We start from the raw sequence: 12,553 nt of genomic DNA, 5'->3' as shown, positions 1-12,553 counted from the left end.
CTTCTCAACGCTCCTGATTTTTCACGATCGTCGCTACGCCCTGCCCGGCCAGCACAGTTGCCAGATTGCCGGTTTCGCGGATGTTGAAGACGACGATGGGGATATTATTCTCGCGACACAAGGCAATGGCGCTGGCGTCCATCACCTTGAGATTGTCGTTCAGCACCTGATCGAAGCTGATCTCGTCATAGCGGACCGCATCACCGACCTTCTTGGGATCGGCATTGTAGACGCCATCGACGCTGGTGCCCTTGAACAGCGCGTCGCAGTTCATTTCAGCCGCGCGCAGCGCCGCGGTGGTGTCCGTGGTGAAGAAGGGGCTGCCGGTGCCCGCCGCGAAGATGACGATCCGGCCCTTCTCCATGTGGCGCACGGCCTTGCGCCTTATATAAGGCTCGCACACCGACGCCATCGGGATGGCCGACTGGACGCGGGTGTCATAACCCAGCTTTTCCAGCGCATTCTGCACCGCCAGCGCATTCATGACGGTGGCGAGCATACCCATATAATCGGCGCTCGCCCGGTCGAACCCCGCCGCCGCGCCGGCCAGACCCCGGAAGATATTGCCCCCGCCCACGACGACGCACAGTTCAAACCCGGCATCCTTCGCCGCGGCGATCTCACCAGCGACACGGGCCACGGTCTCCGGCTCGATGCCGAACTGTCCCTGCCCCATCAGCACTTCGCCGGACAATTTCAACAGGATGCGTTTGAAGGCAGGCCGGGTCATGCGGGGCAAGAATCCTTGTAACTGGCAGGGAAAGCGGCCGGGACATTAGGGGCGCAAGAACGGGATGCCAAGGGGCGTTTGCGCAATCATGATACAGCAGGTCTCACTCGATCATCGCCTCGACCGTTTCCTGCGGGTAGAGCATGAATTCCCGGTAAAGCCGAAAATGGGGCGTATCCTCCAGGGCGACCGGCCGCACGCTATAGCTGTCCACCTGCCACAGGTCGGCATCGGGCAGCGCCATCAGGATCGGCGAGTGGGTCGCCATGATGACCTGCGCATTATTGGCATATTGCATTCGACGCAGCAGTTTCAGGAAATCGAACTGTCTGTGCGGGGATAGAGCGGATTCCGGTTCGTCCAATATGTAGAGGCCGTGCCGTGCCATCCGTTCCCCAAAGAAATCGGTAAAACCCTCGCCATGCGAAGCGGACAGATAGTTCGGCCCGACAGCACCGGACTCACGCGCCGCTTGGTCCAGATAGCGCGCGACTGAGAAGAATGTCTCCGCACGGAAAAACCAGCCCTGCTTGACTTGAGGAAGCCACGCGCCTCGCAAATGCGCGGCCAACGACCCGGCATCCTGGGCGGAAGCCGGTGCGGCCTCCACGGCCCGCATCCCTTGTGCCCCGCCGGAATCGCTGAAACCCGCAAGCTGTGCGATCGCCTCCAGCAAGGTCGACTTGCCCGTGCCATTCTCCCCGACCAGGATCGTCACGGGCTTCGAAAAATGAAAATCGAGACCGCCATTGCGGATCAACGGAAGATTGAACGGATAACGCGCCCAATCCGGTGCGCGATCGGGATCATCGTCCTTCAGCCAGACCCGCTTCAAAAATGGCGGTGGCAGCGATGTCGTACGTTGCTTCGATCCCATGACAGGACAGGATAATGGTCCCGCGCATCACCGCAAGCCCAACGAAAAAGGGCGCCCCGCAGGACGCCCCTTCCCCTCACTCTATCGCTTCCGCGCTGACGATCAGACGCCGGCAGCGGCGGCGACTTCGGCCGCGAAGTCGCTGACTTCCTTCTCGATGCCTTCGCCAAGCTGGAAGCGGATATAGGACTTGAGCGTGATCGACGCGCCCGCATCCTTCGCCGCCTTGGCGACGACGTCGGCGACCGGGGTCTTGTTGTCCATCACGAAGAGCTGCGACAGCAGCGCCTGTTCCTTGGCGAACTTGGCGACCGCGCCGTCGACCATCTTGGCGACGATTTCAGCGGGCTTGCCCGATTCGGCAGCCTTTTCAGCGGCGATCGCGCGCTCACGCTCCAGCAGCGCCGGGTCGATGTCGGCGGCCGACAGGGCCAGCGGGAAAGCGGCGGCGATGTGCATCGCGATCTGCTTGCCCAGCGGCTCCAGCACGTCGGCGGGCGCGTCGCCTTCCAGCGCAACCAGCACGCCGATCTTGCCCAGGCCCGGCGCAGCGGCGTTGTGAACGTAAGGAACGACGACGCCCTGGCCCACTTCGACCTGGCCGACGCGGCGGACATTCTGGTTCTCGCCGATGGTCGCGATGTTGGCGACCAGCTTTTCGGCGACGGTGCCGCCAGCGGGGTGCGCCTGCGCGGTAAGGGCTTCTGCGTCGGCTGCGCCGGTTTCCAGCGCGATCGCCGAAACGGTGCGGACGAAATCCTGGAACTGGTCGTTCTTGGCGACGAAATCGGTTTCGCTGTTCACTTCGACGGCAACGCCCTTGGTGCCGGCGACGGCGACGCCGACCAGGCCTTCAGCGGCAGTGCGGCTCGACTTCTTCTGCGCGGCAGCCAGACCCTTGGCGCGCAGCCAGTCGGTCGCCGCTTCGATGTCGCCATTGGCTTCGGTGAGCGCCTTCTTGCAGTCCATCATGCCCGCGCCCGAACGGTCGCGCAGTTCCTTGACGGCAGCAGCGGTAATCTCGGCCATGTTTCGGCTCCTAATAGTGGATGGTTCAAATAAACGAAGATTTAGATAGACATTAGGGCGCGTCCCCGAAGAGCGCGCCCTAACCTGTCATTCTTGCAGTTGCGCGACGCCTATCAGGCTTCGACAGCGACCTCTTCGACCTCAGGCTCGGCCAGCGCGCCCAGATCGACGCCCGAAGCCTGCTGCGCGCCACGGTTGCCCTTGGTGGCGGCGGCGGCGATGGCGTCGCAATAGAGGCGGATCGCGCGGCTGGCGTCGTCATTCGCCGGAACCGGGAAGGCGATGCCATCGGGCGAGACGTTCGAATCGAGGATCGCGACGACCGGGATACCCAGCGTGTTGGCTTCCTTGATCGCCAGCTCTTCCTTGTTGGCGTCGATCACGAACATGACATCGGGGATGCCGTTCATGTCGCGGATGCCGCCCAGCGACAGTTCCAGCTTCTCGCGCTCGCGGGTCATCTGGAGGACTTCCTTCTTGGTGAAGCCGTGGGTGTCGCCCGACAGCTTCTCCTCAAGGGTCTTCAGACGCTTGATCGAGCCGGAAATGGTCTTCCAGTTGGTGAGCATACCGCCCAGCCAGCGATGGTTGACGAAATGCTGGCCCGACTTGCGCGCGGCGTCAGCGATCGGGTCCTGCGCCTGGCGCTTGGTGCCGACGAACAGCACCTTGCCACCGGCGGCGACGGTGCCCGACACGAAGTCCAGCGCGCGGCCGAACAGGGGCACGGTCTGCGACAGGTCAAGGATGTGGATGCCGTTGCGCTCGCCGAAAATGTACGGCTTCATGCGCGGATTCCAGCGGTGGGTCTGGTGGCCGAAATGGGCGCCAGCCTCGATCAATTGGTGCATGGTGACGACAGGTGCCGCCATAATATTTCTCCTTCCGGTTGCTACCTCTGGGAATCAGGAACCATAGGAAAGCTGCAAGCCTCCAACCGGCACCGGATATGTCGATTCCCATGTGGAATGGGCGCGCCTTTAGACGCGAAAAAAAACAATTGCAAGGGTTGACGCCGTTCCCGAATGAGAACATAAAGAGAACGAACGAGCCAAATGCGGCGCAAGCCGACTGGAACCGTCATAGTGCGCCAGGCCATGCGAATGGCAAGTCAGAAAGTGATCGCCATGTTCACTCTTGTTGCTGCGACCCTCTTTTCCGCCGCCTTCCTGCTGGCGATCGGCACCATAGCCGGAATGTTCACCCTGTATCGCGACAAGATGATGGCCGCGCTGTTGTTCGAACCGATTCCGCAGACGCTGCCCGTCTATCATCTGCGCGTCCGCCGCCCGCGCGTGACGCATGGCCTGCGCAAGGCGATCCTGCCCCTGCCCGGCAGCGCGATCGCCGCCTGACGGTCAGGCGACGGCCGCCGCCTCCCGCTGCCGCTTCACCTTGGCGTAAGACAGGATGCCGAAGGGGATGAGCGCGATATAAGCCGCGCACAGGATCAGCAGGGTCAGCCACGGGTCCGTCACCAGCAACGCCGCCAGCAACCCGGCCACCGCGATCGCCTCCAGCCGGATGCGCTTACGCAACCGCAGCGCCGACCAACTATAGGTCGCGATGCTGGAGATCATCAAAAACGCCGTGAAAGCGGTCCAGGGCGCGACCACATACCAGGCGCGGAAAATCTCCTCGCCCGTCACCAGCCACAGATAGAGCGGCACGAAGGCCAAGCCCGCCCCCGCCGGCGCGGGAACGCCGGTCAGGAAGCCCGCCGATTTGTGCGGCTGCTCATCCGCGTCGATATTGGCGTTGAAACGCGCCAGACGCAGCGCGCAGGATAGGGCATGGGCCAGCGCGACGACCCAGCCGAATTTCGGCATGGCGTGCAGCGACCAGAGATAGAGGATCAGCGTCGGCGCAACGCCGAAAGCGATCGAATCCGACAGCGAATCCAGCTCTGCGCCGAACCGGCTTTCCCCACGCAGCATCCGCGCGATCCGCCCGTCCAGCCCATCGAGCACGCCCGCGAACAGGATGGAGAGCACCGCCCGCTCCCATTCGCCCGAAATGCCGTAGCGCACCCCGGTCAGGCCGAAACAGAGCGCCATCGCCGTCACCGCGTTGGGCGCCAGCATCCGCAAGGTGATACCACGGCGCAGCCCGCGCGGAACCGCGCGCCGCTGGCGGCTCATGGCCACACCGCCCTTGCTGACAATTCCGTTGGTGCAAATGTCACTGCTGGATACCCGCCACCACGCGACGGTCGCCGATCTGGCCCAGGATAGTTTCGCCCGCGATGGTGCGCTGGCCCAGGATCACGCGCGGCGCGGTGCCGGCGGGCAGATAGACGTCGACGCGGCTGCCGAAACGGATCAGGCCGATGCGCTGCCCCGCCGCGACCATGTCGCCGGGCTTGACGAAGGGCACGATGCGCCGCGCGACCAGGCCTGCAATCTGGGTGAAGCCGACGCGCAGCCCGTCATGCCGCTCGACCAATATATGCTGGCGCTCATTATCCTCGCTCGCCTTGTCCAGGTCTGCGTTGAGGAACTTGCCGGAAATATAGACGACCGACTTCACCGTCCCGCCGATCGGCGTGCGGTTGATGTGGACGTCGAACACGCTCATGAAGATGGACACGCGGATCAGCGGCTGGTCGCCCAGCCCGTTCGCCCCCGCCATTTCACGCGGCGGCGGCACGCGCTGGATCAGCGTCACCAGCCCGTCGGCGGGCGCGATGATCGCCCCTTCATCCTGCGGCACGGCACGCACGGGATCGCGGAAGAAGGCGAAAACCCAGATGGTGACGATCAGCATCAGCCAGCCGACAATCTCCCATCCCAACAGGAACAGGACAGCGGTGATCGCGACCGCGATCAGGCCGAATTTCATCCCCTCCGGATGAACCGAAGGGAAGCGCCATTTGACATTGCCGCCCGCGGCAATCGTGATCTCGTCATTGTCCATGGCCACCGTCTTTAGGCAGAGACTGTTCCCCTGACAACGACCGATCCCGGTCCGGGGGCCTGCCACGGCATATTCCTGCCCCTGGACAGTTGAACATTGCCGCCGCTTTGCCTAGGGCGTCCCCATAAATCCACCCAAGAGAAGAAGGCGAATAGGCGCTATGGCGAAGATCAAGGTGAAAAACCCCGTCGTGGAAATCGACGGCGACGAAATGACCCGGATCATCTGGGAATGGATCCGTGAGCGCCTCATTCTTCCCTATCTCGATATCGACCTCAAATATTACGACCTCAGCGTCGAGAAGCGCGACGAGACCAACGACCAGATCACGATCGATTCCGCCAACGCGATCAAGCAATATGGCGTCGGCGTGAAGTGCGCCACCATCACCCCCGACGAAGCGCGCGTCGAGGAATTCAACCTCAAGTCGATGTGGAAGTCGCCCAACGGCACCATCCGCAATATCCTGGGCGGCGTCGTGTTCCGCGAGCCAATCGTCATTTCCAATGTGCCGCGCCTGATCCCCGGCTGGACCAAGCCGATCGTCGTTGGCCGTCACGCCTTTGGCGACCAGTATCGCGCGACCGACTTCAAGGTGCCCGGCGCCGGCAAGCTGCGCCTGGTCTTCGAAGGCGAAGACGGCGAAGTGATCGACCGCGAAGTGTTCGACTTCCCCGGTTCGGGCGTCGCCATGGCGATGTACAATCTCGACGATTCGATCCGCGATTTCGCCCGCGCCTCGTTCAACTATGGCCTGAACCTCAAATGGCCGGTCTATCTTTCGACCAAGAACACCATCCTCAAGGCCTATGACGGCCGCTTCAAGGACCTGTTCCAGGAAGTGTTCGAGACCGAAGGCTTCGCGCAGAAGTTCAAAGACACTGGCATCGTCTACGAACATCGCCTGATCGACGACATGGTCGCTTCCGCGCTCAAGTGGAGCGGCGAGTTCGTCTGGGCCTGCAAGAACTACGACGGCGATGTCCAGTCGGACCAGGTGGCGCAGGGCTTCGGCTCGCTCGGCCTCATGACCTCGGTCCTGCTCTCGCCCGACGGCAAGACTGTGGAAGCGGAAGCGGCGCACGGCACCGTCACCCGCCACTATCGCCAGCACCAGCAGGGCAAGGCGACCTCGACCAACCCGATCGCTTCAATCTTTGCCTGGACCGGCGGCCTCAAGTTCCGCGGCAAGTTCGACGAGACGCCCGACGTGGTGAAGTTCGCCGAGACGCTGGAAAAGGTCTGCATCCAGACCGTCGAAAGCGGCGCGATGACCAAGGATCTCGCTCTGCTGATCGGCCCGGAACAGTCCTGGATGACCACGGAGCAGTTCTTCGAACAGATCCGCGTCAACCTGGAAGCCGAAATGGGCAAATGGGCATAAAAGCCCGGAACTGATCCGCGCCTGCGCGGTTCAGTACGCCAACGGAATGAGGCGGCGCCGGACTACCGGGGCCGCCTTTTTCTTTGCGATAAACATCCAGTTCGCCGGCGAAGGCCGAGGAACATGCCTGGAGGCTTCCCATGACCACGACGGCCAAAAAGCGCCTGGAGGTTCGCGCGGCAATTCCGTCCGATGTCCGCGCGATCCAGCGGCTGATCGCCCGCGTCTATCCGGGGATGCCCAATTATTCGCTGGCCACGCTGCGCGGCCAGATCAACAATTTCCCGACCGGTTGCTTCGTTGCCCTCTATGATAGCAAGGTCGTGGGCTATTGCGCGACCATGCGGGTCAGCAAATCCATGGCCTTCTCCCACCATGATTGGGAAGAGATCACCGCCAACGGCTTCGGCACGCGGCACAGCGCGGCGGGCGAATGGCTCTACGGCTATGAGATGGCGGTCGACCCCAAGCTGCGCGGCTTGCGCATCGGCCAGCGCCTTTATGACGAGCGCAAGGAACTGGCCGAGGAACTGGACCTGCACGGCATCATCATCGCCGGGCGGATGCCGGGCTATGCCCGCGCCCGACGCCGCGTCCTCGGCCCGGCCGACTATCTGGACAAGGTCGTCACCGGCAAGTTGCGCGACCAGGTCATCAGCTTCCAGCTCAAGAACCAGTTCGAGCCGCTGGGCGTGCTCGAAAACTATCTGCCGGAAGACAAGCAGTCGGACGGGCACGCAGCCCATCTGGTCTGGCGCAATCCCTATGTCGATCCCGACGAAGCCCCCGAAATGCGCGTGCCGCGCGGCGTGGAGAGCGTCCGCCTCGCCACCTGCCAGCTACAGGCGCGCGCGGTGAAGGATTTCGACGAGTTCGTCCGCAACATCGAATATTTCGTCGACGTGGCGGCCGACTATCGCTCCGACTTCATCGTCTTCCCCGAACTCTTCACCCTCCCCCTCCTCTCCTTCGAGACGAAGAAGCTCAGCCCGGCCGAAGCGATCGACCGGCTGACCGGCTATACCCCGCGCCTGACCAAGGAGCTGACGCGGATGGCGCTGGAATATAATATCAACATCATCGGCGGCTCTCACCCGACCCGCGCCGAGGATGGCGACATCCAGAATATCGCCTATGTCGCGCTGCGCGACGGATCGGTCCACACCCAGGAAAAGATCCACCCGACGCCCAACGAAGCCTTCTGGTGGAATATCAAGGGCGGCGATTCGCTCGACGTGATCCAGACCGACTGCGGGCCGATCGGCGTGCTCATCTGTTACGACAGCGAATTTCCCGAACTGGCGCGACGGCTGGTGGACCAGGGCGCGCGCATCATCTTCGTCCCCTTCTGTACCGATTCGCGGCTGGGCTACATGCGCGTGCGCTATTGCGCGCAGGCCCGCGCGATCGAGAATCAATGCTATGTCGTGATGTCGGGCAATGTCGGCAATTTGCCGAACGTCGACAATATGGACATCCAATATGCGCAGAGCGCGATCCTGACGCCGTGCGACCTGCCCTTCGCGCGGGACGGGATCGCGGCGGAATCGACCGAGAATGTCGAGACACTGACGATGGCGGACGTAAACCTGGCCGACCTCAGCTGGGCGCGCGCCGAAGGCACGGTGCGCAACCTGCGCGACCGGCGTTTCGACCTCTATCATATCGACTGGGACAGCAACCCCGACCATAGCCACGCCCCCAGCGGCGGCCCGGTGCCGGCGGGCGGGCATAATTCGCCGGGTGGCGGGTGAGGTCGGCCTCCATCGTTTCAAGCGCAATCGAAGGCGACAATTAGCGGCCTTAAATTCCTCCCCTGTAAGGGGAGGGGGACCACGAAGTGGTGGAGGGGTGTCACCCTCTCGATAGCGGGATACCCCTCCGTCAGGCCTCCGGCCTGCCACCTCCCCTGCCAGGGGAGGATGGCCGCTTCCCACCCATTCCCATCATTCAGCCGGTCACGCCGCCACAGGCTCCAGCAACTGGTCGCGGATGGCCAGCAGTTCCTCCAGCGGCGGCTGATCGCCTCCGCGCGTCACGCTCGCCATGGCGCGATCGAGCCGCGCCCGCGACACCGCGCTGATCTCAGGCAGCGCTGCCGCAATCCCCACCATATCATCCATCTTGCCGAAGCAATTGAGCGCCAGGTCGCATCCCGCCGCAACCACGCCCGCCGCCAGTTCCGGGATGCTCCCTTTCAGCGCCTTCATGTCCAGATCGTCCGACATCAACAGTCCGTCGAAGCCGATGCGCCGGCGGATGATCTCACCGATCACGGTCGGCGACAGCGTGGCCGGCCGCTCCGCATCCCATTCGGTATAGACGACATGCGCCGTCATCCCCATCGGCGCATTTTTGAGCGTGCGGAAGGGCGCGATATCGGTTTCCAGTGCGTTGAGGTCCGCATCGACCACCGGCAGTTCCAGATGGCTGTCGACCAGCGCGCGGCCATGGCCGGGGATATGCTTGACGATGCCGACCACGCCACCCTCGGCCAGCCCTTCCAACACTGCGCGGCCCAGCGCCGCCACGCGCATCGGATCGGCGCCGAACGTCCGGTCGCCCATGATGTTGCTCGCTCCTTCCTGCCGCACGTCGAGCAGGGGCAGCGCGTCCACGGTGATGCCGACTTCCGCCAGCGTCAGCGCGATCGCGCGCGCATTGGCGCGCGCCGCCGCAATCGCGCTGGACGGCGCCACGTCATAAAGCCGGTCGAAGATCGCACCGGGCGGAAAGCTCGGCCAGACCGGGCTTTGCATCCGGGTCACGCGCCCGCCCTCCTGATCGATCATGATGAGCAGATCGTCGCGCCCGTGCAGCGCGCGCAGATCATCGGTGAGCGCGCGTAGCTGCGCCCGGTCGACGATGTTGCGCTTGAACAGGATATAGCCCGCCGGTTCCGCCTCGACAAAGAAGGCGCGCTCGTCGGGGGTCAGGGTTTCACCGGCAAGGCCGAAGATGACAGGCTTCATGCGCGCCATGCTAACGCCCCCCGCGCGCCCTGTCGAAGCGCAAATGGCGGGGCGGCCATAACTACGGGTAGTCGCCCCAAACGCCTGTCAGTTCACCACCATGCAGCTTTCGCCCGCAACCTTGAGCTTGCCGCAGATCATGCTGGCCTGCCCGCCGGCGCCAGCGCGCAGACGATAGACGGTGCCGCCGCCCACCTGGGCCGATTCGATCGTCATGGCGAGCGGCGCAAGATAGGCGAAGCGCTTGGAGAGGCGTCCCCAGGCGTCCTTGGCGCCCGACGCGCTGCCATAGGCGCCAAGCTGGATCGTACCGCCCGCTGCCGCCGCCTTGGGCGCGGCGGCGGGCTTGGCCGCAGTCTCGTCCGTGACCGGCGCGGACACGCTCTGCGCCGCGCGCGGCGCGACGGAAGGCTTGGTATTGCCGGGCGCGGGCGCGGTGCCGGTGATCGGCGCTTCGGGCACGCGGCTGGGATCGATCCGGCCGTCGCGCGCCACGCCTTCGCTCGCGGCGTAGCTGGCATCGCCCTCGCCCGCGAACTTCTTGGCATCGGCTTCATGCGCGGGGATCTTATAGTCGCCCTGCGGCGCCGCGATCAGCTTGCCTTCGCCCGCCGCGCCGCCCCCGGCGCCGCCGGCGCGGTTCTGCACCCACCAGACGCCGGCCACGACCGCGCCGATCAGCACCAACCCGACCAGAATCAGCCCCAGCAGACGCAACGGCGAAAGCCGATCCTCTTCCTCATCGATAGCCGGCTCCAGCCAGGGAAGCCGGTCCTCGTCATCCAGATCGAGCCGACCGCGCGCAAAGTCGCCCATCTTCAGATCACCCCAACTATCATCACTGCATCTCGGTCAAGGCGGTCACGCCCATCAGGGCCAGACCGTTGCGGATAATCTGCCCTATTCCGCGGCTGAGGAAAAGGCGGGTGGAGGTGAGCGCCGGTTCGTCGGCCAGGATGACGCGCGCGCGCGGATCGTCATTGCCCATATTCCACCAACCATGGAAAGCCGATGCCAAGTCATTGAGATAGAAGGCGATACGGTGCGGCTCGCGCGCCTGCGCCGATCCTTCCACAACGCGCGGGAACTGCGAGGCGAGCTTGACTATCGCCAGTTCCGCCGTCCCAAGAAGGGACAGGTCGGGCGCGGGCAGGTCGATCCCCGCCTCTTCCGCGCGCCGTCCCAGCGAGGAAATCCGCGCATGGGCGTACTGGACGTAGAAGACCGGATTATCCTTCGACGCTTCCACCACCTTGGCGAAGTCGAAGTCCATCTGGGCATCGGCCTTGCGCGTCAGCATGGTGAAGCGGACGACATCCTTGCCCACTTCCTTGACCACATCGGCCAGCGTCACGAAATTACCGGCGCGCTTGGACATCTTCACCGGCTCACCATCGCGCAGCAGGCGGACCATCTGGATCAGCTTGACGTCGAACCGCGCCTTACCCTCGGTCAGAGCGGCGACCGCAGCCTGGATGCGTTTCACCGTGCCGGCATGATCCGCGCCCCAGATGTCGATCAACTGGTCGGCGGATTGCGCCTTCTGGAAATGATAGGCCATGTCGGCGCCGAAATAGGTCCAGGCGCCGTTCGACTTCTTGATCGGCCGGTCCTGATCGTCGCCGAATCGGGTCGATCGAAACAGCGGCAGCTCGACCGGTTCCCAATCGTCGGGAAGTTCGCCCTTGGGCGCTTCCAGCACACCGTCATAGACCAGGTCATGGGCGCGTAGCCAGGCTTCGGCCTCATCGGGCTTGCCCGCCGCCTGCAATTCGGCTTCCGACGAAAAGATGTCGTGATGGATGCCGAGCAGCGCGAGATCGCTGCGGATCATGTCCATCATCTTCGCCACGGCAAAGCTGCGGAAGGTGACGAGCCAGTCCGCTTCCGGCGCGCCGACATATTTGTTGCCATATTCGACCGCCAGCGCCTGCCCCACCGGCACCAGATAGTCGCCCGGATAAAGACCTTCGGGGATCACGCCCACATCCTCGCCCAGCGCCTCGCGGTAGCGCAGATGCGCCGACCGGGCGAGCACATCGACCTGGCCGCCCGCATCGTTGATATAATATTCGCGGATCACCTTGTGCCCGGCATATTCCAGCAGCGTGGCGAGCGCATCGCCCACCACCGCGCCACGGCAATGGCCCATATGCATGGGGCCGGTCGGGTTGGCCGAAACATATTCGACATTGACGGTGACGCCCTGCCCCAGGGCGGACCGGCCATAGTCCGCCGCATCGGCGTGGATTGCCGCCAGTTCGGCACGCCAGGTGGCGTCGGTAAGGGTCAGGTTGATGAAGCCGGGACCGGCGATGGAGGCGCTCGCCACCTCATCCAGCGCCTGCAATTTGGTCACGATCGCCTCGGCCAGCGTACGCGGATTGGTGCCCGCGGGCTTGGCCAGCACCATGGCGGCGTTGGTGGCAAGGTCGCCATGGCCGGCGTCGCGCGGCGGCTCTACGGTGACGGGCTTGCGATTAAGACCGGCGGGCAGCACGCCTTCGGCCTCCAGCGCGTCAAGCACGTCGTCGAGATGGGCGGTGAAACGGGTGTAAAGGGACACGGGACGAATTTCCTTCAACTCCGTTCGCCCTGAGCGAAGTCGAAGGGCCAGGCTGAACGGAGTGAAGCACTTCGCTTCG

12 protein-coding genes are annotated in these 12,553 nt (G+C 64.0%); 3 read left to right on the top strand and 9 right to left on the bottom strand.

All coding sequences use genetic code 11. The features are described 5' to 3' along the window. Nucleotides 1-4: 4 nt before the first annotated feature. From pyrH to rpsB, 4 genes are all read right to left on the bottom strand, one after another. Entirely contained in the window at nt 5-730 is a 726-nt protein-coding gene (pyrH, locus tag MOK15_RS01510) for a UMP kinase (protein ID WP_242929976.1), read from the bottom strand. 103 nt (nt 731-833) lie between these two features. Further along, the gene (locus MOK15_RS01505) at nt 834-1,565 is read right to left on the bottom strand and encodes an AAA family ATPase (protein WP_242929975.1); all 732 of its coding nucleotides are present in this window, start codon (nt 1,563-1,565) and stop codon (nt 834-836) included. A 144-nt stretch (nt 1,566-1,709) separates the two neighbouring features. Then, complete coding sequence (gene tsf, locus MOK15_RS01500) at nt 1,710-2,636, bottom strand: translation elongation factor Ts (protein WP_242929974.1); 927 nt, start codon at nt 2,634-2,636, stop codon at nt 1,710-1,712. A gap of 113 nt (nt 2,637-2,749) precedes the next feature. After that, nucleotides 2,750-3,508 (bottom strand): 30S ribosomal protein S2, encoded by a 759-nt coding sequence (gene rpsB / locus MOK15_RS01495; RefSeq protein WP_242929973.1) that lies wholly within the window; start codon nt 3,506-3,508, stop codon nt 2,750-2,752. A 255-nt stretch (nt 3,509-3,763) separates the two neighbouring features. Between rpsB and MOK15_RS01490 the strand changes: the two genes are divergently transcribed. Next, the gene (locus MOK15_RS01490; RefSeq protein ID WP_242932596.1) at nt 3,764-3,991 is read left to right on the top strand and encodes a hypothetical protein; all 228 of its coding nucleotides are present in this window, start codon (nt 3,764-3,766) and stop codon (nt 3,989-3,991) included. Nucleotides 3,992-3,994: 3 nt separating this feature from the next. On the opposite strand, the gene MOK15_RS01485 is transcribed toward MOK15_RS01490, so the two are convergent. Together MOK15_RS01485 and MOK15_RS01480 are read right to left on the bottom strand one after the other, a co-directional pair. Beyond that, a complete protein-coding gene (locus tag MOK15_RS01485; protein ID WP_242932595.1) occupies nt 3,995-4,720 on the bottom strand; it encodes a phosphatidylcholine/phosphatidylserine synthase in 726 nt (241 codons plus the stop codon). A gap of 97 nt (nt 4,721-4,817) precedes the next feature. Next, complete coding sequence (locus tag MOK15_RS01480; protein WP_242929972.1) at nt 4,818-5,552, bottom strand: phosphatidylserine decarboxylase; 735 nt, start codon at nt 5,550-5,552, stop codon at nt 4,818-4,820. 160 nt (nt 5,553-5,712) lie between these two features. Between MOK15_RS01480 and MOK15_RS01475 the strand changes: the two genes are divergently transcribed. Both MOK15_RS01475 and MOK15_RS01470 read left to right on the top strand, forming a co-directional pair. Further along, a complete protein-coding gene (locus MOK15_RS01475; RefSeq protein WP_242929971.1) occupies nt 5,713-6,936 on the top strand; it encodes an NADP-dependent isocitrate dehydrogenase in 1,224 nt (407 codons plus the stop codon). A gap of 140 nt (nt 6,937-7,076) precedes the next feature. Then, nucleotides 7,077-8,690 (top strand): carbon-nitrogen hydrolase family protein, encoded by a 1,614-nt coding sequence (locus MOK15_RS01470; RefSeq protein ID WP_242929970.1) that lies wholly within the window; start codon nt 7,077-7,079, stop codon nt 8,688-8,690. Between the two features lie 204 nt (nt 8,691-8,894). On the opposite strand, the gene nagZ is transcribed toward MOK15_RS01470, so the two are convergent. The 3 genes from nagZ to argS all read right to left on the bottom strand — a co-directional run bounded on the left by nagZ (nt 8,895) and on the right by argS (nt 12,474). Next, on the bottom strand, nt 8,895-9,908 hold the full coding sequence (gene nagZ / locus MOK15_RS01465) for a beta-N-acetylhexosaminidase (RefSeq protein WP_242929969.1): 1,014 nt from the start codon (nt 9,906-9,908) through the stop codon (nt 8,895-8,897). Between the two features lie 87 nt (nt 9,909-9,995). Beyond that, nucleotides 9,996-10,724, bottom strand: coding sequence for an SPOR domain-containing protein (locus MOK15_RS01460; protein ID WP_242929968.1), 729 nt, complete (start codon nt 10,722-10,724; stop codon nt 9,996-9,998). A 22-nt stretch (nt 10,725-10,746) separates the two neighbouring features. Next, nucleotides 10,747-12,474: an arginine--tRNA ligase gene (gene argS / locus MOK15_RS01455; RefSeq protein WP_242929967.1), complete on the bottom strand. Its 1,728-nt coding sequence runs from the start codon at nt 12,472-12,474 to the stop codon at nt 10,747-10,749. Nucleotides 12,475-12,553 lie beyond the last annotated feature (79 nt).

Source organism: Sphingobium sp. BYY-5 (genome assembly GCF_022758885.1).
In the GTDB taxonomy this organism is placed as follows: Bacteria; Pseudomonadota; Alphaproteobacteria; order Sphingomonadales; family Sphingomonadaceae; genus Sphingobium.
The sequence above is the reverse complement of the archived record's forward strand: the minus strand, read 5'-3'. Positions and strand labels throughout refer to the sequence as shown.

What these genes read in the sequence shown, in the direction of transcription:
- pyrH (WP_242929976.1), bottom strand. Translation starts at nt 730, where the DNA reads ATGACCCGGCCTGCCTTCAAACGCATCCTGTTGAAATTGTCCGGCGAA.
- tsf (WP_242929974.1), bottom strand. Translation starts at nt 2,636, where the DNA reads ATGGCCGAGATTACCGCTGCTGCCGTCAAGGAACTGCGCGACCGTTCG.
- rpsB (WP_242929973.1), bottom strand. Translation starts at nt 3,508, where the DNA reads ATGGCGGCACCTGTCGTCACCATGCACCAATTGATCGAGGCTGGCGCC.
- MOK15_RS01490 (WP_242932596.1), top strand. Translation starts at nt 3,764, where the DNA reads ATGTTCACTCTTGTTGCTGCGACCCTCTTTTCCGCCGCCTTCCTGCTG.
- MOK15_RS01485 (WP_242932595.1), bottom strand. Translation starts at nt 4,720, where the DNA reads ATGCTGGCGCCCAACGCGGTGACGGCGATGGCGCTCTGTTTCGGCCTG.
- MOK15_RS01480 (WP_242929972.1), bottom strand. Translation starts at nt 5,552, where the DNA reads ATGGACAATGACGAGATCACGATTGCCGCGGGCGGCAATGTCAAATGG.
- MOK15_RS01475 (WP_242929971.1), top strand. Translation starts at nt 5,713, where the DNA reads ATGGCGAAGATCAAGGTGAAAAACCCCGTCGTGGAAATCGACGGCGAC.
- MOK15_RS01470 (WP_242929970.1), top strand. Translation starts at nt 7,077, where the DNA reads ATGACCACGACGGCCAAAAAGCGCCTGGAGGTTCGCGCGGCAATTCCG.
- nagZ (WP_242929969.1), bottom strand. Translation starts at nt 9,908, where the DNA reads ATGAAGCCTGTCATCTTCGGCCTTGCCGGTGAAACCCTGACCCCCGAC.
- MOK15_RS01460 (WP_242929968.1), bottom strand. Translation starts at nt 10,724, where the DNA reads ATGGGCGACTTTGCGCGCGGTCGGCTCGATCTGGATGACGAGGACCGG.